At 57.8% G+C, this 25370-nt stretch carries 26 protein-coding genes and 1 tRNA gene; 14 read left to right on the top strand and 13 right to left on the bottom strand.

The genetic code is table 11. The annotated features are described in order from the left end of the window. Window positions 1-25: 25 nt before the first annotated feature. The 6 genes from ACWNMW_RS04485 to ACWNMW_RS04510 all read right to left on the bottom strand — a co-directional run bounded on the left by ACWNMW_RS04485 (window position 26) and on the right by ACWNMW_RS04510 (window position 4460). On the bottom strand, window positions 26-544 hold the full coding sequence (locus ACWNMW_RS04485; RefSeq protein WP_449490171.1) for an Rv3654c family TadE-like protein: 519 nt from the start codon (window positions 542-544) through the stop codon (window positions 26-28). Next, on the bottom strand, window positions 544-936 hold the full coding sequence (locus ACWNMW_RS04490; RefSeq protein ID WP_449490172.1) for a hypothetical protein: 393 nt from the start codon (window positions 934-936) through the stop codon (window positions 544-546). Before ACWNMW_RS04490 ends, ACWNMW_RS04485 begins: the two co-directional genes overlap by 1 nt. Continuing rightward, window positions 933-1133 (bottom strand): DUF4244 domain-containing protein, encoded by a 201-nt coding sequence (locus ACWNMW_RS04495; RefSeq protein ID WP_081940748.1) that lies wholly within the window; start codon window positions 1131-1133, stop codon window positions 933-935. The genes ACWNMW_RS04490 and ACWNMW_RS04495 overlap by 4 nt, the downstream gene beginning before the upstream one ends. A 131-nt stretch (window positions 1134-1264) precedes the next feature. Continuing rightward, on the bottom strand, window positions 1265-2242 hold the full coding sequence (locus tag ACWNMW_RS04500; protein ID WP_449490173.1) for a type II secretion system F family protein: 978 nt from the start codon (window positions 2240-2242) through the stop codon (window positions 1265-1267). A 59-nt stretch (window positions 2243-2301) separates the two neighbouring features. Then, window positions 2302-3441, bottom strand: coding sequence for a TadA family conjugal transfer-associated ATPase (locus ACWNMW_RS04505; protein WP_449490174.1), 1140 nt, complete (start codon window positions 3439-3441; stop codon window positions 2302-2304). Further along, window positions 3438-4460 carry a hypothetical protein gene (locus ACWNMW_RS04510; RefSeq protein ID WP_449490175.1) on the bottom strand — a complete coding sequence of 341 codons (1023 nt, stop codon included), beginning with the start codon at window positions 4458-4460 and terminating at the stop codon, window positions 3438-3440. Before ACWNMW_RS04510 ends, ACWNMW_RS04505 begins: the two co-directional genes overlap by 4 nt. Window positions 4461-4592: 132 nt before the next feature. Between ACWNMW_RS04510 and ACWNMW_RS04515 the strand changes: the two genes are divergently transcribed. The 5 genes from ACWNMW_RS04515 (at window position 4593) to ACWNMW_RS04535 (ending at window position 9755) form a co-directional block, all read left to right on the top strand. Beyond that, complete coding sequence (locus ACWNMW_RS04515) at window positions 4593-5450, top strand: HAD family hydrolase (RefSeq protein ID WP_299059624.1); 858 nt, start codon at window positions 4593-4595, stop codon at window positions 5448-5450. 15 nt (window positions 5451-5465) lie between these two features. Beyond that, window positions 5466-6371 (top strand): hypothetical protein, encoded by a 906-nt coding sequence (locus ACWNMW_RS04520; RefSeq protein ID WP_448751078.1) that lies wholly within the window; start codon window positions 5466-5468, stop codon window positions 6369-6371. Window positions 6372-6455: 84 nt separating this feature from the next. Continuing rightward, entirely contained in the window at window positions 6456-7964 is a 1509-nt protein-coding gene (locus ACWNMW_RS04525) for a hypothetical protein (protein ID WP_449490176.1), read from the top strand. Continuing rightward, window positions 7961-8875: an alpha/beta fold hydrolase gene (locus ACWNMW_RS04530; protein WP_449490177.1), complete on the top strand. Its 915-nt coding sequence runs from the start codon at window positions 7961-7963 to the stop codon at window positions 8873-8875. The genes ACWNMW_RS04525 and ACWNMW_RS04530 overlap by 4 nt, the downstream gene beginning before the upstream one ends. Window positions 8876-9071: 196 nt before the next feature. Continuing rightward, window positions 9072-9755, top strand: coding sequence for a Crp/Fnr family transcriptional regulator (locus ACWNMW_RS04535; protein ID WP_034501070.1), 684 nt, complete (start codon window positions 9072-9074; stop codon window positions 9753-9755). An 83-nt stretch (window positions 9756-9838) separates the two neighbouring features. Here the strand turns inward: ACWNMW_RS04535 and ACWNMW_RS04540 are convergent, their stop codons facing one another. Together ACWNMW_RS04540 and ACWNMW_RS04545 are read right to left on the bottom strand one after the other, a co-directional pair. Continuing rightward, entirely contained in the window at window positions 9839-10000 is a 162-nt protein-coding gene (locus tag ACWNMW_RS04540) for a DUF4177 domain-containing protein (RefSeq protein WP_072456996.1), read from the bottom strand. Window positions 10001-10032: 32 nt separating this feature from the next. After that, a complete protein-coding gene (locus ACWNMW_RS04545) occupies window positions 10033-10413 on the bottom strand; it encodes a WhiB family transcriptional regulator (RefSeq protein ID WP_449490178.1) in 381 nt (126 codons plus the stop codon). Between the two features lie 177 nt (window positions 10414-10590). On the opposite strand from ACWNMW_RS04545, the gene ACWNMW_RS04550 reads away from it, so the two are divergent. The 5 genes from ACWNMW_RS04550 to ACWNMW_RS04570 all read left to right on the top strand — a co-directional run bounded on the left by ACWNMW_RS04550 (window position 10591) and on the right by ACWNMW_RS04570 (window position 16009). Further along, complete coding sequence (locus tag ACWNMW_RS04550; RefSeq protein ID WP_449490179.1) at window positions 10591-12762, top strand: transglycosylase domain-containing protein; 2172 nt, start codon at window positions 10591-10593, stop codon at window positions 12760-12762. 3 nt (window positions 12763-12765) lie between these two features. Further along, window positions 12766-13743, top strand: a complete 978-nt coding sequence (locus ACWNMW_RS04555; RefSeq protein ID WP_449490180.1) for a metallophosphoesterase — start codon at window positions 12766-12768, stop codon at window positions 13741-13743. A 107-nt stretch (window positions 13744-13850) separates the two neighbouring features. Beyond that, window positions 13851-13924 (top strand) — tRNA-Pro (locus ACWNMW_RS04560). A 111-nt stretch (window positions 13925-14035) separates the two neighbouring features. Next, on the top strand, window positions 14036-14800 hold the full coding sequence (locus tag ACWNMW_RS04565) for a glutamine amidotransferase-related protein (protein ID WP_449490181.1): 765 nt from the start codon (window positions 14036-14038) through the stop codon (window positions 14798-14800). A gap of 12 nt (window positions 14801-14812) precedes the next feature. Then, the gene (locus tag ACWNMW_RS04570; RefSeq protein ID WP_449490182.1) at window positions 14813-16009 is read left to right on the top strand and encodes a glutamate--cysteine ligase; all 1197 of its coding nucleotides are present in this window, start codon (window positions 14813-14815) and stop codon (window positions 16007-16009) included. A gap of 92 nt (window positions 16010-16101) precedes the next feature. On the opposite strand, the gene ACWNMW_RS04575 is transcribed toward ACWNMW_RS04570, so the two are convergent. Further along, window positions 16102-17094 (bottom strand): bile acid:sodium symporter family protein, encoded by a 993-nt coding sequence (locus tag ACWNMW_RS04575; RefSeq protein WP_034501061.1) that lies wholly within the window; start codon window positions 17092-17094, stop codon window positions 16102-16104. A 133-nt stretch (window positions 17095-17227) separates the two neighbouring features. Here ACWNMW_RS04575 and ACWNMW_RS04580 point away from each other — a divergent pair, with 133 nt between their 5' ends. Continuing rightward, complete coding sequence (locus tag ACWNMW_RS04580; protein WP_449490183.1) at window positions 17228-18025, top strand: YwiC-like family protein; 798 nt, start codon at window positions 17228-17230, stop codon at window positions 18023-18025. A gap of 33 nt (window positions 18026-18058) precedes the next feature. Continuing rightward, the gene (locus ACWNMW_RS04585; protein WP_299059653.1) at window positions 18059-18439 is read left to right on the top strand and encodes a phage holin family protein; all 381 of its coding nucleotides are present in this window, start codon (window positions 18059-18061) and stop codon (window positions 18437-18439) included. A 33-nt stretch (window positions 18440-18472) separates the two neighbouring features. Here ACWNMW_RS04585 and ACWNMW_RS04590 read toward each other — a convergent pair whose 3' ends face one another. Further along, a complete protein-coding gene (locus ACWNMW_RS04590) occupies window positions 18473-20089 on the bottom strand; it encodes a hypothetical protein (protein WP_449490184.1) in 1617 nt (538 codons plus the stop codon). Then, window positions 20086-20316 carry a hypothetical protein gene (locus ACWNMW_RS04595; protein WP_449490185.1) on the bottom strand — a complete coding sequence of 77 codons (231 nt, stop codon included), beginning with the start codon at window positions 20314-20316 and terminating at the stop codon, window positions 20086-20088. Before ACWNMW_RS04595 ends, ACWNMW_RS04590 begins: the two co-directional genes overlap by 4 nt. A 149-nt stretch (window positions 20317-20465) precedes the next feature. Between ACWNMW_RS04595 and purB the strand changes: the two genes are divergently transcribed. Continuing rightward, window positions 20466-21932, top strand: a complete 1467-nt coding sequence (gene purB, locus ACWNMW_RS04600) for an adenylosuccinate lyase (protein WP_449490186.1) — start codon at window positions 20466-20468, stop codon at window positions 21930-21932. Window positions 21933-21949: 17 nt separating this feature from the next. Here purB and ACWNMW_RS04605 read toward each other — a convergent pair whose 3' ends face one another. Beyond that, window positions 21950-22498: a hypothetical protein gene (locus ACWNMW_RS04605; RefSeq protein WP_449490187.1), complete on the bottom strand. Its 549-nt coding sequence runs from the start codon at window positions 22496-22498 to the stop codon at window positions 21950-21952. After that, on the bottom strand, window positions 22498-23883 hold the full coding sequence (locus tag ACWNMW_RS04610; protein ID WP_449490188.1) for a hypothetical protein: 1386 nt from the start codon (window positions 23881-23883) through the stop codon (window positions 22498-22500). Before ACWNMW_RS04610 ends, ACWNMW_RS04605 begins: the two co-directional genes overlap by 1 nt. Window positions 23884-24044: 161 nt before the next feature. Here ACWNMW_RS04610 and ACWNMW_RS04615 point away from each other — a divergent pair, with 161 nt between their 5' ends. After that, window positions 24045-25301, top strand: coding sequence for a hypothetical protein (locus tag ACWNMW_RS04615; RefSeq protein ID WP_449490189.1), 1257 nt, complete (start codon window positions 24045-24047; stop codon window positions 25299-25301). Window positions 25302-25370 lie beyond the last annotated feature (69 nt).

The raw sequence follows: 25370 nt of genomic DNA on the forward strand, positions 1-25370 counted from the left end.
ATCCACACAGCATGGTTTCTTATATTTAAGTCATCGAGAGTTGGACCCCGCTTAAGCGGGGATGCCACACCGAAAGACTTTTCGGGAAACTCGCACTGTGTTGATGGGATACTTGAGGGGCCAGCCGGGGGGCAGGCCCCTCAAGTGCATCTACGGGGTCAACACCCGCTCGAGCAGAGCGCACAATCACCCATCCCCACGCGCCTTTAAGACGAAGGCTCACGATGGTATCGACTCCTTCGCACCGGCATGAACTCAGCTGCGCACCGTTACTTTCCGCAACTTCTTGCGCTACCTGGCACGCTTTATCCTGAACATCCTCCCACTGAGCAGTCGCAGAAATGTCCGCACCCGCCAAAGCACTCAGATCCGCGATATCTTGAGCCCGATTCAAGGACACAAGGAAAGCTGCACAGACAATCCCCGCACAGGCGAGCACCATGGCAAGCGCGACAACTCCGATCACCATCAGTGTTCCCGAGCCCTGGTCAGCGTTCCATCCTTTCGTCCTATCGGTCCCAGCGGCTTCATCCACCCCAGACATCAGTCTTCACCACCGACAAGCGTGCTCTCACGCAAGCCTTGGTAGCGACAGCGCGCGTGAAAGCCCAGTGCTCCAGCAGGACCCCGATAAGAACTCTCAGCTGAGCCATAGATCCAGCGCTCATCGCTGGTGAATTCGAAGTGAAGGTTACTCAGTCCTGCACCTACTGCTTGGGCAGCTTGCACACCGTCACCTCCGCGAGCGCTTTCACGCACACCAATTCCCAGTGCAGAACACAGTGTCTGAGTGGTCATTGATGCCGCAAACACCGAAATGACTATGGCGATCATGACGACGATTGAGAAGGTTCCCAGTGCAATTTCAACGCTCACCATGCCTTCATCTCCCTTTCGATCAGGTGAAGGCACGGTGAGCTGAGCGCGCCTGCTCATGAAAAACTCAGTGCCGTTGAAATGAGGTGCTCCAGCGCCGACTGAACGACACCGGATTTGAGTACGACGAGAAGCAAACCGGCAAATCCAGCGGTTGCAAGGGCACCGATCGCGTATTCAACGGTCGTTGAGCCCTCTTCCGCGTCGCAATCTTCTTCCCGCATGTCAGCACTGTGCATTGTCATGTTCTTCTTCATGGGAGTCTCCTTCCTGTGTTGTCCCATGTCTTCGAGAGTGCTCTTTTTCAGCACGTTCATCTCTTCCACCTCGCAAATCTGTGGATGAATCGTCAGCACGCGAATACTGTGGATAACTTCCTTGAAAGCTGTCAGATTGCGCTGTGAGCCAGCGTGATTAACACGGGAACGACACCTAAGCAGATAAATGCCGGCAACATGAGAAGCCCAAGGGGCACAACAAGCCTCACACCCAGTTCTTCGGCGCCCGCCCGCGCATCTGTAAGACGCTTCTTTCGGGCCGTAGCGCCAAAACGGCGCAATTGTTCGTCTACTGCTGCACCCCGCATCCATGCCTCGCGAAGGACCTCAGCGACCTCGAGGTATTGCTCTGGGCAGTCCTCCCAGGCAAGTTCCCATTCGAGTCCCACAGTCAAACGCTTCGAGACAAGACTCAACTCTTCACGATCTGAGCAGCGTCCAAGACATTCCAATGCCCGAGGAATTGATGCTCCAGCATCCAAAGCTGCCGCTATGAGGTCGCAGACAAGCGCCGTATCTTCACTTCCGTCTTGATCCCATCTGCGCTGGGACGCTCGGATCATCGACACTGATACCCACCGTCCGGCAAGTAAAAACGCCAATCCAACGATGCCGCACGCCGTCCCCGCACCTCCATCGGCAAGGACAGGAAAAGGATCAACTCCCATTACGCTCACCGCAAGCAGAGCCACAATCGGAAGCAAATTGAGGATTTTTGCCGAGAGCGCGGGCCCGGCTCCCGCAATTCTCCTGGCTTCTTGCGCCTCGTGAAGGTCATCGAAACTATCGGCAAGACAATCCAAAACCTGAGCAAGAGGTGCTCCAAGAACTGCTGAGATCCCACAGGCCGCACGAATACTCCGAGAGTGTTCGCCAGCTTGAGTGATGACCTCCCTGGGAATTCCCCACTCGTCGCACTCCCCTTCCCCGCAACTCTTCACTCGGCTCACTTCCTGCCACGCTTGTTGCGCGGGAATACCGACCTGCAGCAAAGCACTGACTTTGCGAAGTTTCTGCGCAAGCTTTTCGGCGTCAATGGATGTCTTTTGGCCGCCCTCGTTCTTTCTTCCCGAACGAGGCCAGCGCACGACTTTCTCCGCAGGGTGCGGATCCCAGGCTTGAACGCGTGTGAACTGCCGCGCTCGCATTACGAATCCCGACTGAGCACGCGACGCAATTCTTCCCAAGCAGGACCGGTCGAACCGCGGCCTCGGCGATCAATGCGGTACGCGCAAGAACAGGTGAGCTCCCCGCGCTCGAGCCCGAAAACCCCAATTTGGGCAACGCGTCGGCCAGTATTCCCATAACTTCCCATGCTCCTTTCCATGTGTACGACAAGGTCAAAAGCCGCACGGGCCTGCACGTGTGTGGCTTCAGCGCTCATCCCCGCGAGTGCTCCAAGAGCGCTGAGCCTGGCCGGAACTTCCGCGGGAGTATTGGCGTGAATCGTCGCAAAACTACCGCGGTGCCCGGTATTGAGGGCACTCATAATGTCGCGCACCTCCCCACCTCGACACTCTCCCAAAATGATGCGATCGGGTCTCATTCGCATTGCAGCGCGCACAAGCTCAGAAAGACTGACTTCGCCTCGACCTTGAGTGTTGGCCTGACGTGCTTGAAGGTGCACGACGTGCGGGTGCGCGGGGTGCAGTTCGCTAATTTCTTCAATACAGATCAAGCGTTCATTTACCGAAATACTGCTCAAAAGCGCGGAGAGCAGCGTTGTTTTCCCACTCCCCGTCGCCCCAGAAATGAGGACATTGCAACGCACTTCAAGCATTCGACTCAGAATTTGTTGCGTGGTGTCATCAATACTCGCTCCCTTGCGCATCTGTTCAAGAGTGAGGCCGCCCCGAGCCGGAATACGCAAAGAAATGATCGTTCCCTCACCAGAAAGAGGCGGAATCACCGCATGAACTCGGACCCCCATAGGCAAGATTCCGTCGACTATCGGTACCGCATCATCGAGGCGTTTGCCGCAGATCGCCGCCATTGTGATGGCCAAGGCGCGCACTTCTTCCTCACTAGAAAAGCCATCGTCGATAGGCTCTACACCCTGCCCACAATCGACCCAGACCCGAGTGGAATTGACCAAAATATCGGTGATTCCCGGAAGACGAAGCAAGGGTGCAAGGATTTCCCCGAGTCCATTGAGGCGCGCATCGAGCTCTTCTAGCGCGGATCCGACATCCCCTATGCCCTTCCCCGGGGCTTTGAGACGCATAATCGCTTCATCGAGCGCTTCTCCCGCAGTGCTCGCCATCAGGAGCGCGTCAGCCACACTCATTCTTGCGCCTCCATGCGTTCCCACAGTTGTGCGCGCGCTTTCCTTCCCCTTCTGCCCTGACGAGGCCGCATCCCCACTGCATAGACCGGACGGGCACTGGTGTGCACGATACGCGTGATTTGCGAAAGCGAAATCAGACCGATGCTCGCCCTGCGCGCCAAAAAGCAAGACGAGGCTTGTGGAGCAATGAGTGCATACGTTGGGCACGGTGGAGGATTGGCAGCGCTGAGCGCACATAAGCGTGCAGCTCCAAGCGCGTCACCGTGACCAAGGAGAATGAGGACATCGATGGACTCCCCAATTTCCGCACATCTTGGTCCCCACAGTCCCAAATCACAGACGATGCTTTTTTCGCCCTTCAGCGCTGAAATCACAGCGGGTACCCGTGAATCGTCTGCGTATGCGCCGCCGCGTGCATCCCCTCCCAAATAGGGGACTCCGCGGCTCACCGGAAGTTCTCGGATCAGTGAGGGAAGGAAGAAACGCTCACGGACGCTGATCGCAGACCAGGTTGCGGCCTCGGCAGGGGGAGTGAGAAGAGTCCCTCGTGAAGCACGCAAAGGACCGGGGCCAGAAAGATTGACGCAAATACTGCCAGTATCGCGACACAGATCCCATGCGAGTGTGGATACGCCCGCTCCCCCACTCCATCCCGCAATCCCCACGCACATGCGGCCAGCCATGGAACCTTGAGCAGCCATCCATCGCGCCATATCGGCCGCGAGTAACTGACCAAGGAGCTTTTCACCACCGGGAAGTTGAACACTCTCACCCACACAGATGACATGAAGTCCCAAGTGTTCCCAGACTGAGCGCTGTGAGGGATCCGCGATTACCACACTGACGAGGTCCTGGATCCTTCTTCCCTCCTCGCGCGAAGTGCTGCGTGAGGATCCGTTTCGACCATCATTGAGTTCATGGGGGCTCCCCTGCCACATGCTCATCCCAAGAACGACACACACCGCACGCAGCGATTCCACTGCCCGCCCTTCAAGCCCACTCCACGCAACGATTCCCATTCGCGTCATTCCTCAAGCGTGAATATTCCTTGCGCAGAACGCACGTGCCCCATCTGAATCTGTGGAAAACTAGGAGTAACCCCAATTCTGTGGATAGCAATGTTGCATCCACACCAACTGAAGGTGCCGATGATGTCCACTCTCAACGAAAACATCGATTCCCCGAAACCTCCTTTTCCGGGGAAAAATCGCCAAGCACTCGCAGAAGATAGCCACATCGCCGCATTTTTCGATCTCGATAAGACCATCTTGGCCACGGCCTCGGCAATGGCGCTGAGCAGCCCACTGGTCCACGCGGGTGTCATGAGTCGCTGGGATTCCCTGCGGGCAACCATCGTCCAGCTTCCCTACCTCTTCACTGGTGCGGACGATGATCGGATGCGATCGATGATGCATGCGCTCGGTGAGCTCACTCGCGGCTGGGACCCTCAATACGTTGAGAAAATCGTCAACAGTGTCACGAGTTCAAGCATCGCGCCTCTGTGCTACCGCCAAGCCCTTGCGCTCATCGACCACCACCGACTCTTGGGCCACCATGTTGTCATTGCATCCGCTTCGCCCATGGAGATTGTCCGGCCGATCGCCCACCTGCTCTCAATTCCCGATGCGCTATCCACCATTGTTGGACGCGGACAAGATGGCCTGGTCGACGGAACGATCACTCACTTCAACCACGGCGCAGGGAAAGCCGAAGCCTGTCGAAAACTCGCCGACGAACGCGGGTGGGACCTCAGCGAGTCCTACGCTTACACCGATTCCGTTTCGGATCTACCCATGCTTGAGCTTGTCGGCCATCCCCAAGCCGTCAACCCTGACCGTTCCCTTGCGGCAATCGCCCGCGAACGCGAGTGGCCGATCCACACTTTCACCCAGACCGTTCGGATTCGCAGTCGAAAGCGCACGCGCATGACGCTGGCCATGATTCCCGTGGCGCTCGTGGGTGGGATCGGAATCGGTTATTGGGCACGCCGCTCAATTCCCAGCAAGTAGCGGCATACTTGACATATGTCCAAACTGTCCTTGCCGCCCGGCTCCGCTTTGCGTTCAGCGTTCTTCGCTGCCATCTTTGCGCCCGTTGCCTTGATTCTCATGGGAATGTCCCTTGCGGATCTTCAAGCACGTGCGGCTATCGGCGTACCCCTGGCCTCCGTCGAGGGCATGATTGGTATGGCGTTCTCAGCCATCATTTTGGGCATGATTTCAATTAACTGCGAGCGTCATTCCATCGGAATGTTCGTCGCTGCCGCTTGGGCGCTTATCATCGGTTTCCTGCAGACTTTTGGTTATTTCCGCATTCATTTCCTTGTTGCGGCAAACCTTTCAGCCGATGACATGTCCGCTGCTCAGCGTTGGAATCTCTACCCGGTGTGCGTGGCCGCAATCCTTCTAGGTTCGGGCGTTGCGTTGGCCCTGACCCACCGCGCCCGTGCGAAGAACCCAGAGGTTGAGGAGCTCATGCCCTTCGAGCGCCACCAAAGCGAGCGCATTGCGGTTGCGGTTGCTTCCCTACCCTTGGGTATTGGTGCCCTGGCGCTGCTCATTCGTTGCGCTCCTGCCGATTCTCTTCCTATGGCCGCACGAGGCCTGAGCGGAGTTGTCGCGCAAACTCCGCTTCAGCCAATCCTCAGTGCCGCGGTCGCTGAAGTTCTTGGCCTTATCGCTCTGGCTTCCCGCTGGTCAATGATCGGCCCCCAACTCATCGCATGGACCTACATCATTCCCGGGTTCTTGTTGATCCCCCTGGGTACGACCCTCACCGGTGTCGTTGTGACTCCGGGCCACTCTTTGGGAACGCAGGTCCTCATGGCTGCTTCGACGATCGCCGCCTACGGAATGATCCTCGCGGCCTCGACTCTGGGAATCTATTGGGCGCGCCGCTACGCGACAAACGACTCATCTTCAAACGATTAATTCGCTAAATGTGGCGCTTCTCGGCGGGTAATCCCCCATCCTGATCGTTTTCTCGTTATCGTCAGCACGAGAAGAGGAGGCCTCATGTCTGACCAGGAACACAACGAAGCATCGCCCGAAGAAGTCAAGGACGAAGCGATTCACCGCAACGAAAACGAAGAATTGCCGCTGACCGGTGAAGAAGTCACTCTCCCGGGCGAAGCATCTGCTACCGAAGACATTATCGGCGGCGCCTCGGTAACTGAGACCAGCCAGGTTGAGCCGGTTCATATGGGCGTCACCCCCACTTCCCTCGACGATGTTCTTGCCTCGCGCGCGCAAGACGAACAGCCTGAGGACAACGCTTCCGAAGACCAGCCCGCAGAGGAGTCCACGGACTCTTCCTCCGACGAGGCCCAGGCCGCGACCCCCGCCGAAGAACCCGTGCACGAAGCTGCTTCTACCGAAGAGCCCGCAGAAGCTGAACCGAGCGTCGAGGCCGTCGCCGAATCCCCCGTAGAGCCGGAGAGCAACGGTGAGCCCGTAACTGTTGAGCACGAGGATGCTCCGCTCGAGGAAACCCCCGCCCAGGCACCCGAAACCCACGAGGCCGAAGCGTCAGCGGACTCACATGAGGAAGCACCGGCCTCGGAAGAAGCAGCGGTAGTTGAAGAAACTGCTCAGGATTCCCCCGAAGAAGCCCCCGTCGAAGAAGCAGCCGAGGATCTTCACACGACCACGACGATCCCCGCCGCAAGCGACGCGGTCGAAGAAACACCCGAGGTGGACGAGGCCTCGGCCCCTGTCGGTGAAGTTCCCGATGCGCTTTCGCGTCGTTTTGGCGACCAAGCTGAAGTTTCCGACGATTTCCAAGAAGACGAACTCGAAAGCACAACCATTCGTCGCCGCGCTTTCGTTGCCCCGCAAGAAGAATCTCCCGTCACCGAGGCCGCATGGAAGCCTCGTGAAGACGCCGCTGAGCGCAGCGTTCCTCAGGACACCCCTGAGAGCCTCGATGATGTTCTCTTCGAGGGCGCCTCCATCGTTCCCGAAATGCCCTCACGCACCGGTGCGCACCTCTTCTCCTTCATCTTGGGAATCCTTGCCCTGCCCATCACCTGGTACCTCGTCGCCGACGCAGGTGCCCGAATGACCCTGCCCGAAGGCAACCCGGCAGCGACCGGTGTCATCAACTGGCTGGCAATCACGGAACTGGCCATCGCTTTCGTTGCGATCATCGCGCTTTTTGAAGCATTCAAGCGTTCTTCCCTGGGAGCGTGGATTGCGGGACTCTGCTTCCTTGCCGCTGGTATTCCTTGGGTTTTCGCCCCGGCTTTCACCAGCGCACACACCGTCTCCCTGCTGCATTTCCTGCAAAATGCCGGCTCCTTCGGCTCGAACCTTGCCCACCACTTGCAGGCATCGGGCTACTCTGGTCGCCTCCTCATCCTGGGCATTGTTTTGATGGGCATTGCCTCGCTGTCTCACTCGGCACGTCGACGTGGGCGCGCGGAAGAAGCCATGCGTGAGCAGGTCGAGCGTGTGAATCCGACGGGCGCGCACTACACCGCCCGCGAGCGCCGCCGCGCTGCAAAGGCAGCTGGTCTGCGGTGAAGCCCGAGGTTTCTCGCACCCTTCTCGAGGCGCCCGGCCCGTGGGTTCACCGCCGGGTTTCGGCCTCGGGGGCCTCATTCCACGTCGCTGACGCGGGTCCCGAGGACTCCTCTTTTGCCGTGATCTTGCTCCACTCCTTCCCCATGACGTGGTGGACGTGGCGCGAAGTGATCCCCGCATTCACCGAGGCTGGAATCCGCACGATTTCCATGGATATCCGCGGCTTTGGCACCTCGGATCTTACTCCCGGGGAAGTCGAGCTCACTCAGCTTGCATCGGATGTGGCGGCCGTGGCCTCGGCGCTGGGAATTTCTTCCTACACGGTCGTCGGTAACGGAATGGGCGGGGTAATCGCGTGGATGCTCGGCTCCCTCGAACCCGCCGGTTTGCGCTCGATTGTTCCCGTGTGTGCTCCCCACCCCCTGGGTGTGCACTTCCTTCGGGGGCTTTCTTCACGAGGCCGAGGCCGCTGGTTCTCAACCCTGCTCTCGCGCCGGCCGCGCCTGACTTTCTTCGCGTCAAAGTCAGCGTGGGTAGACCGTTCGATTTCGCAGTGGGCAGCGCCTTTCACGCAGGACCACATGCTTTCGCAGGCGGGTGTGTATCGTGAGGCGCTTTCGCGTCACGTTGCTATTCGCTCTGCGTGGCAGTCTCTTCAGGCCACTTTTAGGCCCTCGTTCGCGTCAAAGGATGTTTTAACGCGCAAGGTCGAGGTTCCAGTTTTGTCGATTCAAACGCGTAATGACGGGCTGTGGTCACACGTCGACTTCGCCGATGATGTTCAGGCAACCTCGGGCGAATTCACCATGCGCGCGCTTTCTGAGAGTGGTCATTTCCCGCAGGAAGAAAATCCGCGCGCACTCGTCGCTGCAATCCTTCCCTTTATTCGCGAGTCTGCCTCGCTGGAGTAGAGAATTGGCACGCATCGCTACGAATTTACGCAAAGTGTGTGCAAATCTGTGTTTTAGCTCGTTCACCATGCATAATAGTTACGACTATCACACGGTGGCTCTTTCGTGCTGGGCTGCCGTCTTAGAGGAATAGGACAGCTCAGGAGTCGGCGGCGCTGGCTAGCGGCGCTTGCGAACAGAACGGAGTTCCGGCTTTATGTATGGAGACGCAAACTTCATCAACCAAGTGCCGCTTTTCAGCGGACTTGATGAGGCCCAACAGGTATCGCTGCAGCAGAAGATGGGTCAAACGACGCTGCGCCGCGGTGAGACCCTCTTTGATGAAGGCGATCTTGGCGACCGCCTGTACATCGTCACCGAAGGAAAGGTGAAGCTGGGGCACACCTCAAATGATGGCCGCGAGTCCCTGCTTGCAGTCCTCGGCCCCGGCGAGATTCTTGGTGAACTCACCCTCTTTGATCCAGGCCCGCGTTCAACCACCGCAACTGCTGTTTCTCCCGCGACGCTGCTCCACCTGCAGCACACCGACCTCATGGAAATCGTCGAGGCAAACCCGACCCTTGCAAAGCACATGCTTCGTGCACTGGCTCAGCGTCTGCGCCGCACGAATGAATCGCTCTCGGACCTGGTTTTCTCCGATGTCCCCGGTCGCGTCGCCAAGGCTCTCCTCGATCTTGCTGATCGCTTCGGCACTGCAACCGATAAGGGCATCCACGTTCCTCACGACCTCACCCAGGAAGAGCTCGCACAGCTCGTTGGCGCTTCTCGTGAGACCGTGAACAAGTCGCTGGCCGACTTTGTCTCCCGCGGATGGATCCGTCTGGAAGGCCGCGCCGTCACTCTGCTGGACGTTGATCGCCTGGCACGCCGCGCGCGCTGATTCAGTACTACGTGTGACGGTGGGCTGAGCAGGTACATGACCTGCTCAGCCCACCGTTTTGTCGCCCGCTTAATTGAGCGGGATCAGTCGTTCTTCGGTCGCTTCAAATACGCCACCAAGCTATCCGAACCAGTCGGCCCGGGAACAACCTGGACGAGTTCCCAACCATCGGCACCCCACTGGTCGAGGATTGCCTTTGTCGCGTGAGTCAGAAGCGGAATTGTTGCATATTCCCAAGTAGTCATAGCGCTATACTACGACACCCTCGCCGCAATGCTCATGCTCCAAGCGGTACTGGAATGGGCTTATCTCGAAGGACCTTTGCCGAGGCTCGAATAGCTTTCATCGATAAACTCTGCGGAACCCTAGGTTTACGCAGCTCAACGGCAAGGGGGTCCGGAGAATAGTTAAGCCACTTCGACCAATCATCAACGTTCGGGTACACCCGCAAAATCATGCGTCGTTCGCGTTCCGTGAGTCCTCCCCACACTCCGAAAGTCATTCGCGATTGAAGCGCATCAGCAAGACATTCGAGGCGAACTGGACATTCCATGCAACGCATCCGAACTTGCCTCTGCGCTGCACCCTGTACGAATAGTGCATCGGGTTCTTTTTCGGCACACAATGCATACTCCACCCAGCTGTGGTCATCAATCATTGATTCCACCCTCTCCACATCTGCGGTCAACATTGACCTCCCTTTAAGAGATTACACATGAAATTCACATAAGTGAAATTGGGACTATCTCGATCCAATTGCCCCCTTGTCCTTGATATTCAAGGCATTGCCTGTCTTCCTCTGCCTTTCACCGCGCCGGGCACGTATCCTGTACCTATGGCTCAGTCGCATACACGCTTCGTTCGACCCGCACAGCTGGTGGCGCTTTTGCTGTCATTCTTGGCCGCGTCCGCACTTATCGGCGTGGTCAGTGCTGGCGTCTTAGTGCCGGCCGTCGGAACCGGTGCAATCACAGCGAAGGCAGGGATGGAGATCTTCGACGAGATCCCAACCGACATCCAAGTTGTCTCTCCCGCGACCGAGTCCACGATGCTCGATACGAATGGCCAAGTGATTGCCCGTTTCTACGACAAGCAGCGCATTGTTATCCCCTCGGACAAAATCGCACCCGTCATGAAGAAGGCAATCGTCGCCATTGAGGACCGACGCTTCTTCGAACACCACGGTGTTGACCCCACGGGTATTGCCCGCGCAATGGTCAATAACCTCGGTGATGATGGCGGTAAGCAAGGCGCATCGACCATTACCCAGCAGTACGTGCGTAATGCTTTGGCTGAAAAGGGTTACATGGAAGGCGATGCCGACCAAGTCGAGGCCGCAACCGAGCAAACCACTGAACGTAAGCTTCGCGAAATCAAGTACGCCCTCGCTGTCGAAAAGCAGATGGACAAGGATCAAATCCTCACTGGCTACTTAAATATCGCTCCCTTCGGCCCCATCACCTACGGCGTCGAAGCCGCCTCCAAGCTTTACTTCTCCAAGTCCGCCAGCGAACTTTCCACTGGCGAGGCCGCCCTCCTCGCCGGCCTCGTGCAGTCCCCGGTGCAGTACAACCCTCTTCAGCATCCCGAGGCCGCGCAAGAACGCCGCGATACCGTGCTTTCCGTGATGGCTGACCAGGGCATCATCACCGAGCAAGAAGAAGCGGAAGCTAAGGCCGTCAGTGTCTCCGACATGCTTCACCCCACGCAGATCCGTGAAGGCTGCTCGGGTGCAGGGGATGAGAACGCCTACTTCTGTTCCTATGCCGTGCGCCAATTCCTCGCCGATGAAGCCTTTGGGAAGACCTCCATTGAACGTGAGCGCCTGCTCAAGACCGGCGGCCTGACCATCCGCACGACCTTGGATCCCAAGAAGCAGCACGCGGCCTATGAATCCTTGACGAAGACCATTCCGTCCAACGATGCTTCCGGTTTGGACGATGCCTTGGTCTCTCTGGTTCCCCAGACTGGCGAAGTTGTCGCCATGGCCCAAAACACCGTGTATGGCGTGGGTGAAGACGAAACTATGTCGAACTATTCCGCTGATGGTTCATTCCAGGTTGGTTCGACCTTCAAGGTCTTCGTCCTGGCCGAATGGTACAAGGAAGGTCGATCCGGCTACGAAACCATCGATGGGCGGACGAACTTCCCCAATGGTTCATTTAAGTGTGATGGCGAGCCCGTCCACACTGAAAGCTGGAACGTCGTCGACTTGGCGGGCAAGGACGGTGCTTTCAATGTCATCGGTGCAACCGGCCTTTCGGTGAACCACTCCTTCGTCAACATGGCCTCCAAGCTCAACTTCTGCAATATCTTCCAGGTAGCGGCCGATATGGGCATTGATGACGGAAACGGCGAACCGATCTTGGCCGTTCCCGGTAACATCTTGGGTTCTGGTTCTGCTTCGCCTCTGACCATGGCCCGCGCTTTCGCGACCTTCATCAACGATGGCAAGATGTGCCAGCCCTATTCGATCGCGAAGGTCACTGACCGCCAAGAGAACGTTCTCAAGGAAGGTTCTGCAAACTGCAAGCAGGTCATTGATTCGCAGGTCGCACAAAAGGTCGCAACGACCCTGACGAAGTCGGCAAGCCAGTACTACACGGCTACGCGATTGTCGGGTGGTCGCCAATTCGCCGCTAAGTCTGGTACGACCGACTACTCAGCAAACACGTGGCTGACCGGATCGACCGCCGAGCTCACCACCGCGGCGTGGGTTGGCCACGGCAACGCCTCGACAACCCCTGTCCAAAACGTTCGCATTAACGGACGCTACTACTCGCAGATTTTCGGTGAAACCTTCGTTGGACAAAACATTTGGGCGCCGTACATGAGCACGGCGCTTGAGGGAACACCCAACAAGCCCATGCCGAATGCAAACATTGGCGCGCCTCAGGCGGTCACGCGGGCAACTCAAGCACCTACTCCCAGCGCCACGCCCGCTGCTCCCCAGAACCAGGGAGAAGGCAATGGGCCTGGGGATGATGACGATGAAGGGGATGACTGACCGATGAGTACGCGTCGCCTCGCCACTAGCGCCTTCCGAGGCGTAGCTGCCCTTGCTTTGGGCGGTACTGCTGCTCTCGCCTGGGGGAGCGTCGAGCGACGCCGTCCCATAGTCCGTCACTTCGACGTTCCTTTATCTGCACTATCGACCCCCATGCTGCGTTCTCATACCCGCATGGCGAAGGTGCTTCACTTTTCGGATCTTCACCTCTTCCCCGGCCAGGAATTCCTCATCGATTTCCTTCAGCAAGTTCGCGATACCGAGGAATTTGACTACGTCATTTCAACCGGGGATAACTTCGGAAGCCCCGATGCTCTTGGCGCGGTTATTCAGGCACATGAGATTTTTGCCGACTTCCCCGGCGCCTTCGTTTTCGGCTCAAATGACTACTACTCCCCCAAGCGCAAGAGCTGGACGCGCTACCTCAGGCCTCGGGGATCGGCGAAGGTGGATCGCGCGGTGGACTTGCCGTGGACGGAACTGGCTGCGCACCTGCGCTCGATGGGGTGGGCGGACCTCTCGAACGCCTCGGCGTATCTTCAGGCGGAAAACGAAAGGATCGCCGAGCCTGACCTCCCCAAGGTACTTCCCGCTCCTCTTGCCCTCCTCGGCGTCGACGATCCGCATATCAATCGCGACTCAATCAATGGACTCTCACAGCGCTGGCTGAGCCCCGATGCCATTCGTATTGGCGTCACGCATGCTCCTTATACGCGTGTCCTCGATTCAATGACCCACTTGGGGACCGAACTGATCCTTGCCGGTCACACACACGGTGGGCAGATTGGTCTTCCGGGCGTAACCTCGCTGGTGACGAATTGCGATCTTCCCCGCGAGTTCGGCAAGGGATTGCACGTGTGGGAAACCGGAGTGAATGAGTGTTCGTGGCTGCATGTTTCCGCAGGCCTTGGGACCTCTCCCTACGCCAAGGTTCGGATTGCAACGCGTCCAGAAGTATCGATTCTGACGATTCACGACTGATTAGTAAAGCTTTCCCTCCGCCAAACCACAGTGGTTGTGCCCTTTTGGCGCGCGCCGCGCATTTGAATTTGGCGCAGTAGCGTCAGACGGCTATACTCATACGGTCACGGGGTGTGGCGCAGCTTGGTAGCGCGCTTCGTTCGGGACGAAGAGGCCGTGGGTTCAAATCCCGCCACCCCGACGTGATTCCCGCAGTATCTTTTGATGCTGCGGGTTTTTTCTTACCTGTTACACAGTCCCAACTTCTTCATTGTTCGCGCACGTCTGGCACCTGCCCTGATAGCGTGGCGCCATGAACGCTTCTCAACCAGCTCACCGCCCCTTTCTGGTGGCCGTCTGCCGTCCAGATGGCATTCTTGCGCGCGATGAACTGGCCTCGATGAAGGCTATCGGCGGTCTTGACGATCGGGATCTTCACCCTCTTCCCCTTGTCGACGCGGCCTCCCCCCACCCGGCAAGTGACATTGATCTTGATCAGTACTCGGGCGTGATCATCACGGGGTCCCCCTTCGGATTCGAGCATCCGCACGAGGAAAAAACTAATGAACATCTGCGCGTGGAAGAACGGATCGACGCTCTTGCAGCCATCCTCCTCAAGCGCGATTTCCCAACCTTTGGAATTTGCTTCGGTATCCAATCCCTTGCGCGTGCTTCCGGGGCCCCCCTTGTTCAAGGATTTTCGGAAGATCTTCAAGCACCTGAGATCACTTTGACCGAGGCCGGGCTCAAGGATCCACTCACCGGCACTCTTCCCCCAAGCTTCTACGCATATACCGGGCACGCGGATGCCATCGGTACCATTCCCGCCGGCGCCGAGCTCTTGGCAACGGGCTCACGTTGCCACGTTCAGATCTTGCGTTGGGGCCACAATATCTACGGCACTCAATTCCATCCCGAAATTACGCGTGAAGGTATGCATCTTCGCATTGATACCTACGGGGACACCTACTATCCTGCGGAAGAAAAGCCTGCCGTTATTGCACGCTGCGATGCGGCAGATACACAACCCGCCCACGACCTTTTGGCATCGTTTATCCACCGTTACAAGCGAGCCTGACGAGGGGGAGCTATGGCCATTTCTTTTGCTCAGTCCGAGCGTTCAACTTTGGGCGTGGAATGGGAACTCCAGCTGATCGATGTCGATTCAGAAGATCTACGCCAGTGTGCGGAAGCCATCCTCGGTGAGATTTCGGCTCGCTATCCCAATGACACCTTGATCCACGGGGAGATGCTGCGCAATACGATCGAGTTGGTCTCGCGCAAACAGACCCGAGTGAGGGACGCGATTGCAGATCTCAATGAGGGACTCGATCTTTTACGCCCCGTGACGTCTGCGCTTCGCGTGGACCTGACCGGCGCAGGTTCGCACCCATTTGCAAATCCCGCTCATCAGCGTGTTTCCGACTCTGAGCGCTATGCAGAACTCGTGAATCGCACGCAGTTTTGGGGTCGCCAAATGCTGCTCTTCGGCACCCACGTCCACGTTGGGATCGAGGACCGCTCAAAGGTTCTTCCACTGCTTGGGTTCCTCGCAACCCACCTTGGCAGGCTCCAAGCACTCTCGGCCTCGTCGCCCTACTGGGCAAGCACGGACACGGGGTACTGCGACAACCGCGCGATGGTCTTCCAGCAGCTGCCTACCGCTGGGGTTCCGCAGCTCTTCACCAGGTGGGAAGAACTTGAGGGCTATACCCAGGACATGAAGAAGACCGGAATCATCTCAAAGTTCGATGAGATCCGCTGGGATATTCGCCCCTCGCCTAGGCTCGGGACCCTCGAGGTTCGCGTATGCGACTCTGCCTCCAATGTCGCCGAAATTGGCGCGATCACTGCACTGATCCACTGCCTCGTCGAATATGGTTCGCGCATCCTGGACCGCGGCGAAGAACTGCCGAGGACATCGCCGTGGTTCCTCGCGGAAAACAAGTGGCGCGCAGCGCGATATGGAATGGATGCCGTCCTCATCGAAGACATCCACGGCAACGAACGGCATATTGACGATCTTCTTGATGAGACCGTGCGCGAACTGGAGCCCATCGCTGATGATCTTCAGTGCCAAGAAGAGCTCGATTTCATCCACACGCTGCGCAGTATCGGCGTGGGTTACCAGCGTCAGAAAGCGGTCGCCGATGGCTCTGGCAGTCTCGAGGCCGTCGTCGCTCACTTGCGCGCTGAGACCGCAGCTGGACGCCCGCTTGCCCCTCAGGTGACAGCTGGGACCACGACGGAAGGGGCACGTTCGCCTCGTCCGGGAAACCGGAAGTAAACGCAGACAATGAAAGTGGGCGACGCAGCATTTCGCGCGCGTCGCCCACTTTTTCGTGCCCGCAAAGAGCGGGATTATTGGTGAGATCTAGGTCAGCCCTGCTTGCCGAAACGGCGGAAGAACATGGCCAAAAGTGCACCGGAAAGGTTGTGCCAAACCGAGAAGACTGCGCCGGGAAGCGCGGCCTCCGGGCTGAAGTACTTCGTTGCCAGGCCGGCCGCCAGACCCGAGTTCTGCATACCAACTTCGATTGCGGTCGTACGAGCTGCACGGTAATCGCCGCCCGAGATACGGCCTGCGAAGTATCCGAAGAAGTAGCCCAGCAGGTTATGGAGGATGACCACGACGAAGACGATGAGTGCGGATTCCATGATCTTGTCGGCGGACTTACCAACGACTGCTGCCAGTACGTAGGAGATGCCAAGAACCGAGATCCAGGGAAGAGCCGGAAGGATCTTTTCAACGTAGCGACCGGCAAGCATACGGACGACAATGCCTGCGACGACGGGGATCAGAACGATCTGAACGATTGCGAGCGCCATGCTCTTTGCATCAACGGGCATGTACTGACCGGCCAGCCACTTGGTGAGAAGGGGGGTCATGAAGGGCGCCAGAAGAGTGGAAATCGATGTCATGGTCACCGAAAGTGCAACGTCACCCTTAGCCAAGTAAGAGATGACATTCGAGGCGGTGCCACCCGGGGCGCAACCGACCAGGATGACGCCGGCTGCAATTGCCGGATCGAGGTGGAGCAGCTTGGCCAGAAGGAAGGCGACTCCAGGCATGATCACATACTGCGCGATAACACCGACGATGACGGGCAGGGGGCGCTTCACGACAAGGGCAAAGTCGGGAAGGGTCAGGGTCAAGCCCATGCCGAACATGATGATGCCCAGGCCGATGTTCACACCCGAGGCGAGCTTTGCTGCATGGGTCGGGAAAATCAGACCCAGGGCGAATGCCGCGATAATGATGAGCGGAAATACGGTAACCGCAATGCGGGCAGAACGATCTTCTTGAGAAAGCTCGGGCTTAGCGGCAACCGAGGATGGGACGGTTTCTTCGCGTGTATCGTTTGTTGACATACCTATAACATTGCGCCGAGAATTCAGTTCGCGAAAATTTCATCTCAGAGCATGGGATATCGGTGAGCGCGGGCACATTTTCCGCGCATTTCTTAGGTTTCCCTAAGTGAATAGGCCCACTACACTGTTGCCCATGAATCAACGTGGCTCGAAGATGCGAAGCTTGGTCCGGCACGGGTGGCTCTCAAACGAGCACGGCGCCTGGATCATGACCGTTCTTCCGATCACTGTCGGAATATGCACCGTCCATCCCCAGCCCATTCAATTCCTACTCCTTGCAGCCTGGACCGCCGCCTATTGCAGCTTCCATGCTCTGAGCCTGTACTGGTCAGCCTCTCCCAAGCGCCGCCGCACCTACCTTCCGGCTTTCCTCACCTGGGCGAGCATAGCTGTCGTGTGCGGGGTTCCGATTATTGTCATGCGCCCGCATGCCATCGCACGGATCATCATTCCCATCACCCTTTTTTGCGCAGTTGCGACTTACGAGGCCTTCCGCAAGCGACGCCGCTCCATTGCCTCCCATGTGTCGAGCGTTCTTGCGAGTTCGTGCACCCTCCCCCTGTCGATCTGGATTACCTCAGAGAGCTATTCGCAGTACAAACTGTGGTGCGCAGCGGTAGCCGTCGCCGCCTACATGCTGGGGTCTATCGTCTACGTCCGCTCCCTCATCCGCGGGGCAAATAAGCCATCGGTGTATATCGTCTCCGTTGCCTGGCACTTGGCACTTGTGGTCGCATGCCTGATCGGAGTGCTCATGCATGTTCTTCCCGGCGGAGTACTTCTGGCTTTCGTCGTGATCGCCCTGCGCGCGATCCTTATCCCCGCACTGCGTAAGATCAAGCACCTCAAGATCCCTCCCCTGATCATCGGTCTTGGGGAATACGTCTCCTGTGCCTGTCTCTTCTCGGCGGTCCTGGCAATCGTCGCCTAGTCGACTATTACCCGATCGGCGATAATGGGGCGTATGAACTTTATTCTGCGTCTCATTGGAACGGCGCTGGGCCTATGGGTCTCAGCTGCTCTTGTCCCGGGAATTACCATTGCGCGCGGTACATCCCTAACGGAAACCGTCGTCATCTTGGGTTTGATTGCACTGGTATTCACCGTCGTAAACTCCATTGTGCGGCCTCTCATTCAAATTCTTGCCTTCCCGCTCTACATCCTCACCTTCGGCCTTTTCGCACTGATCACCAATGGCATTGGCTTCCTGGTCGCGGGATCGATTGCAGACTCCATGGGCCTGCCCTTCTCTGTGTCTGGCCTTGGCGCGGCCGTCATCGGTGCCATCATCACCGCTGTTGTCTCCTCGCTCTTTGGAGGACTCACGGGCGCTAAGAAGAAGTAACTCACCAGCGCCGTCTGGCCTTAAGCCACTCTCTTAAGAAACTCGGCGGGTATCAAAAATGTAGGAACGCGTGCGCGTCGCCTCTGTGATACCCAGCCGAGTTCTTCTTTCTTCTTCCCAGCGATGCACGTCCTCGATATTGCGATAGCGGCCCGCCTCCGCCGATTCGCACTCTCGAATTGCTTCGGTGTAGGTCGCAATATCGTGAGCGGCAATGGGATTGTCCTGCCCTTGTTTTCTTTCTAAGTGCTCACTATCAAAATGCAAGGTCAGTGCATGGCCGCGATTAGCATTCGCTCCGCCGTCAAGTGCGGGGACGATGTCACGCGTGTTTTCCATATTGAGCATGGGAACACTTGAGTCGGGATGGAATCCCGCGACCGGCGAACCCGCGGTTAGCACCGAGGCAACGCAGTAGCGCGAGCGCACCCGCGGATCTGCGGCCAACTGTGCGGCAATAATCCCGCCTTGAGAGTGGCCCACAAATTCAACGGGCTCATCAGCCTTGATCCCCGCCATATCCATAGTAGTTTTCACTGCCCTGAGCTGGTCGGAATTGCATTGCCCAACTGCTTGAAGATTCGTCAGCATATCTTGGGGATTGTCTTCGCCTGGCCCCCACTTTTGCGTCCCCCTGATCATGACTGACCACGCGCGGTGTTCCCTCCCATCGGCGTCCACCGTCACGTGCTGAAGGATCTCAATTTGCCCCTCGTCTGCACTGGAGCGAAGCTGTCCGATACGTTCCAATGCCTCCGAGGCCTTCAGCGGGGTTTCGACCCCTTCCTTCCCAGGATCCGTCTGCGTGCGCAAGACTTGCGACTGAGGAGAGGAAGAATGCGGTGGATAAGCCGCCACAGCATTAACCGCATAAATGACCGCACCGAAAGATCCGCAATATTGGGTGGGGCGCCCTCCCTGCGCGACGCCTGAAAGCACTCGGCTTGCCGGCCCGGGCGGTGCGCCATCGGGAAGGCTCTGCGCTGAAATCCTCACCCCCGAATGGCGACCAAACATCAACCAACCCATTGCCGCATACAGCGTCGACATTTGTGCAGCAGCATCTCGAGTAACTTCGACGTCCGAGCGCGTTGAAGTCTCATTGACCAGTCGCGATAGCTCAGCAACATCCATTTGTGTTCGCAAACCCAAAGACGCATCCGATGGCTGGCGAACAAAAGACAGACCGTGGGCGCTGATAGTTGCTATCCCATGAAAGATGCCAAGCGGTGCGAAGAGGAAAGGGGCATAAGGATTGACGTATTTCCCCACGCCTGCGATCTTCCGCGATGCTGTCAATCCTCCCGCCCACGAAAGCTCGCCCATACTGCCACCCAGCCTGCGCACGGTCTTCTGATAGGAAGCAGCGTCGGCCTCGGCAGCGGCATGGATGGACGCAACGTAAGCAAGCCTGTCCGCACAACTACCAATCTGCTCGCTCAGTTGTGCACCGAGGGCACACAAACGCTGCAAAACACCCCCACACTGATGTGCACACAACTCCTGATTGAGCGAATGTGCCGCGCCAAGCTGACTATCAAGGGCCTCGCGAATCCTTCGCAGGAATAGAACGTCGCCGACAAGCGCCTCGGTATCAATGCGCGTTGTATCCGAAGAAACCACCATCCATGACACGCACTGCCCACTCATGTCTGACCTCCCAACGTCGCGCTCTCAATTTCGGCTAGGTCGCGCACTTCGATTGCCAGCGCCGCCCACATCCGACAGTCATTGCGGATCTGTTCAATTTCTGCGCGCGCCCCTTCGCTTCCCTGACCCGTCCACGAATCAAAAGAATGAGCACGCATTTCTTCGCTGATTGCCACGCAATTGTCTTCAATCACCTTCAGTGACTGGCACACCGTAATGAACCACATGAGCTCAGCCTAAAAATGTCGGCCCACCCCCACAGAGCGCACCAAAAATCTGTGGAAAACGCCGATGGCATTGCATCCCTGTGGATAGACCTTCCCTCTGACGCGAGTGCCCGCGTGGCGCGATGCCGCAGGTCTGAGATGATTAAGACATGACAGCGCAGCAGGAATCCATGTTTTCACCCGAGACCGGATATGCAGACTTGGCGGCAGCAGGCCAAGCTTTATCGCCCCTCGATGGCCGCTATCGCCTGCACACTCAGGAACTGACCCAGTACCTGTCCGAAGCCGCGCTCAACCGCACCCGCATCTACGTTGAGATCGAATGGATGATTGAGCTACTTCGCCGCGGAGTCATTGCCCACGCGCCCCTGCTCTCTGACGCTGAAGTTGACTATTTGCGCGCACTTCCGCGGGAATTCAACGCTGATTCCATTGCCGAACTCGCCCACATCGAAGCCGAAACCCGCCACGATGTCAAGGCAGTTGAGTACTACATCGACAATCGACTTGAGGAGGCGCGCTCCCTCTTTGGTCCGGATACGGTCCTTCCCCAGCTGCGTCCTCTGGTTCACATCTTCGCAACCTCCGAAGACATCAATAACCTTGCACACGCGCTGAACATTCAAGCCGCAATCCGCCAGGTCTGGTTGCCGCGCGCACGTGGACTTCTCGCGCGCTTGCTTGAGCTTGCCGAGGCCGGCGCTGAAATCCCCATGCTTGCGCGAACGCACGGTCAGCCGGCAACTCCGGTCACGATCGGTAAGGAATTGGCTGTCTTTGTCTACCGACTTTCCCGCCAAATTTCGCGCATCGAAGACACTGAGTACCTGGGGAAGATGAACGGTGCGACGGGTACCTGGGCAGCGCACCGCGTTGCTTTGCCCACTGTCCCCTGGCCGCTCCTCACGAAGGACTTTGTTGAGCGCCTCGGGCTGTCGTGGAATCCGCTGACAACTCAGATTGAGTCCCATGACTGGCAAAGCGAGCTCTACAGCGATATTTCGCGCTTTGGCCGCATCGCCCACAACCTTGCAACGGATTGCTGGACCTACATCTCCATGGGCTACTTCCACCAAAAGTTGGGTGCTCAGGGGTCCACGGGTTCTTCGACGATGCCTCACAAGGTCAATCCGATTCGCTTCGAGAATGCTGAAGCTAACTTTGAGATCGCCTCGTCTCTTCTTGAAACGCTTGCGGCAACCCTGGTGACCTCGCGACTTCAGCGTGATCTCACGGATTCGTCAACCCAGCGCAATATTGGCGTTGCCCTTGGCCACTCTCTTGTCGCAATCGACAATTTGACTCGCGGCCTTGAGGGTATTGAGTTGAACGCCCAGGTGATGTCCGCCGAACTCGATGAGCATTGGGAAGTGATTTCCGAGGCCATTCAGCAGGTGATGCGTCTTGCTTCCCTTGAGGGACGTCAGGGGATGGAGAACCCTTATGAGCGCATGAAGGAGCTCACTCGCGGACACGATATCGACGCCACTCGCCTGCGCGATTTCGTTGAATCGCTGGATCTTCCTCAGGACGCGAAAGACCGGCTGATGGAACTGACTCCCGCGAGTTATACCGGGTATGCCCCGGACATGGTTGAGTGGATCAGCGCCGAGTAGAGTGGCTTCCCGCTCATTTAGGCGGGTGTCCATCCTCGATCGATAGCCGGGGACCCGAGTCGTTCAAATAGTTCTTCGGGGCGTACCTGGAGCGCAGAGTAGCCCAGGTCCTGCATATTGACTGTGTCTTCGCCGTTGACGCTCATGCGTCCTTGGATGCCAATTGGTGCAATTTCGGGGTTCTTCCACACGCTGCGCACCGCGGCCTCAAGGAGCTTTCGGGCAAATTCAACGCGATCATCATCTATAGACTGCTTTGCTTCCATGTTGATCGAAAAGCTCACCATGGTCGGTTTGCCAAAACCTTCGTTGACCTGAACCTGGCAACTTGTGCACACCCATGGCTGCGCACTTTGATCAAGCGCATCTTCAATCAAGGCTTGGAAACGCTCAGATCGCCCGCTTCGATCCGTCGGACGCAGGCGAGTGAGTGCTGCCCCTACCCCGAGGCTTGCCACGCCCAAAGCGGCAAGGCCAAGCCGGTTGGATACGCGAGGGAGTGAAATCTGCTCTGCGCGTTGCTGGACAATCCCAAGGATTCGCGCAATTGAACGATTCTGCGCCATCAGTTCCCCCCGTGAGAATTGTTGTCACCATCAGTTGCGGTGTCCTGCGATTGAGCGGCTTCAAGGACATTAACCCTTGCCCAGACACTTCCGTGCGGGTCATCGAGTTCTTGCCAAATGTCATAGATACGAACGCGCGTGGGTTCGCCATCATGGGGCAACATTTCTTGCAGTGCGCGGATTGCCTGTCCCACGCGGTCCCATCGTGTCACCTCTGATCTGCGCTCCAAACGGCCAACCGTCTCGGTGTAGGTCGACGAGGAGTGCGCATAGTAGAGGGGTTGCATGCGCGGTTGATTGAGGTTCCGACCAACCATTACCCGGTGATCGCGGATACGTGCGCCAGCTCCATCAGTCGATGGGACGACATCTTGATCGTGTGCAACATCCACCATGACGACATCGGAACGCAGACATGCCCGGTGTCCCGGCGATCCGAGCCCCAAAATCCCCTGGACATTGACCCCGACATCCTCTGGGGGCAAACTTCCCAGATTGACTGCAATGAGGCCGCCTTGCGAGTGGGCAACAATGATAATGGGCTCGCTTGCGTAGTCCGATGGATCAACGCCGTCTTCACTCATTGCCTGGTGAAGAGCGCGAATAATGCCCATTCGCATGGATGAGCTCAGCCCCAAAGCTTCGCGGATGTTAGTTTCCGTATCCGCGGGGTTAGGGGTCGATGGCGTATCAAAGTGGTTTGTCCCCGGGATCGACACCAACCAGCGCCGTTGCTCACCTTCGCCGACCCTGGTGATTTTGATTGATTGCCCGTACGTTCCCGCCCAGTACAGGTCATCAATGTCCGCAGCCATATCCTGAAGGGAGTGCGGAGCCCACAGGCGATGGACCGAAGATTTGGGGTGTCCGGGATACTCGATGATGTCCGACCCCATCTCGGAGTCAAAGTACTTGTCCGCGTGAGCGGCTCCACCCGTCATTTGTCCCAGGGATGTTCCCGCTATGAGCATCCCTGCCATCAGCGCCTCATAGCCATTGCGTGGTGTGACTTGAGCGAGGCGCTGGAGCTTCCCGCTTCGATCCCATCCCACGATCGCATCGAATGCGGCTGCCGCGTGAACGATGGCACCGGCTGTTCCGGCGATTGAGGCGAGCACATGTACGAAAAGAACATCGAGTCCGGGTTCGCGGAAGAAGATCGATTGAGATTGCTCCGATACTTCTTCGCCGAGGCGGTCAGATTGCATGCGCAGCCGGCTGCGGATATCCGTGGGGAGAAATCCCATTGCCGAGGCCGCACCAACCGCGAGCGCTGAAATGAGCTTGGGGGCAAGTGGGATCAGTTTTGCGCGCAGGTAGAAGGAGGAGAGGGAGTGCGGGGCGCGCCTGCGTGCGTAGTAGTTGCGATAGCGTCGCGTTTTCATGAGTCCCTCCTTCCCTTCACGATAGCCTAAACCCGCATGTGTGCAGGTGGGGATAGTTTGAGGTCATGCTACTGGATTCATACTCGTATCGACTGTTAGAATTTTCCAGAATGTTTCGCGCTTTTCCGCGAAATTTGGCAGTCCGTAGAAAGAAGACCTCCATGAAGCGTTCGTCATATCGTGTATTCGCACTGTGCAGTGTTCCCGTACTCGCCGGTGCGATTCTTGTCGGCGGCGGCAGTTTCCACAGTTCGCAGGCATCTACTGATATCCCGATTTCGGTCTCGGGTGAGGTCTACACTCCCGGAAGCGACATCGTGACTCTGCCCGCCGATGTTGATCCCGCACAGCCTGCCGCCCTTGTCTGCCGTGGAGCTTCTCCCAAGGACAGCTACGCTATTGGCTTCCAGGGCGTTCTCGATATGACCAATGTGTGGACGAATTACGAAGACATGGCTACCTATGGCCGCCTCACGAATGCCGCTGCTTTCAATCGTTTGGTCATCACTGGTGAGTGGACGACCAGCATGACTGTTGATACGAATGACGTCGATATCGATACTTCCGCTTACACGGTCGAGGCAGTACAGAAGCAATTCGAGAAGGCCAATGCCGCAACTGGCGAGGCTTTCTCAAAGGCCATGCGCGTCCAGAGTGTTTCGGTCGTCAATGGAACCTTCTCTGCGACCTACCGCCTCATGCACCAAGATGCCAGCGGAAATTGGGTCGATGGAACCACTGCCGGCGCCTTGGAAGATGCTTCCATGCGCCCCAACAAGGTCTACTTCCCAAGCCTCGAAGGAAGCCTGACAGTTTCTCAAGCGCGTATGAATGCCTCGGCAAGCTCATCGATTCAGGCAACCTCTCCCAGCGTCACCGGTAGCTTGGATATTCCCGCCCTTGCCGGCGTTCCTTTCCTCGCTGGCATGCGCCCCGTGAACTTCACCAACGGTGTGGGTGCCCCTGTCACCATCGAGCTCAAGCAGCAACCCTCACTCACGGTCACCTACTCCTCCGATGATGCGGCACATGCGCTTCCCGCGGAGATCACCGCAATGGAGTACACACAAGAAGGTGCGATCGGATCTGCTCCCGTCACTGACTTGCCTCGCCCGGCAAAGACTGTTGTCGACACCGCTGATATCCAGTGGGATTGGAAGGCAAACGCGGGCATGACTCGCACCCAGTCCGCCTGCGGTGGCGTCACCTACAACACGAAGTGGGCCCCGACCGTCAAGCAGACGTCTTCGCCCACTCCGGGTGCAACTTCTTCTCCGTCGATCCCCGCCGCGGCTCCCTCTGAGAACCCGAAGAGCCCTCTGGCACGTACGGGCGCAGCTGACTTCATTCTGCCCCTCAGCGGCCTACTTACCGTTGCAGGTGCAGCGACCGTTGCTGCGACGCGTCGGCGCGCATAACTGATTGCGCGCACGAGGCGCCCGCGGCCTCGGCGCTCAATAACCACGCTGTCCCCCCACTCCGGCACC

It is taken from the genome of Actinomyces sp. Marseille-QA0893 (assembly GCF_976954355.1).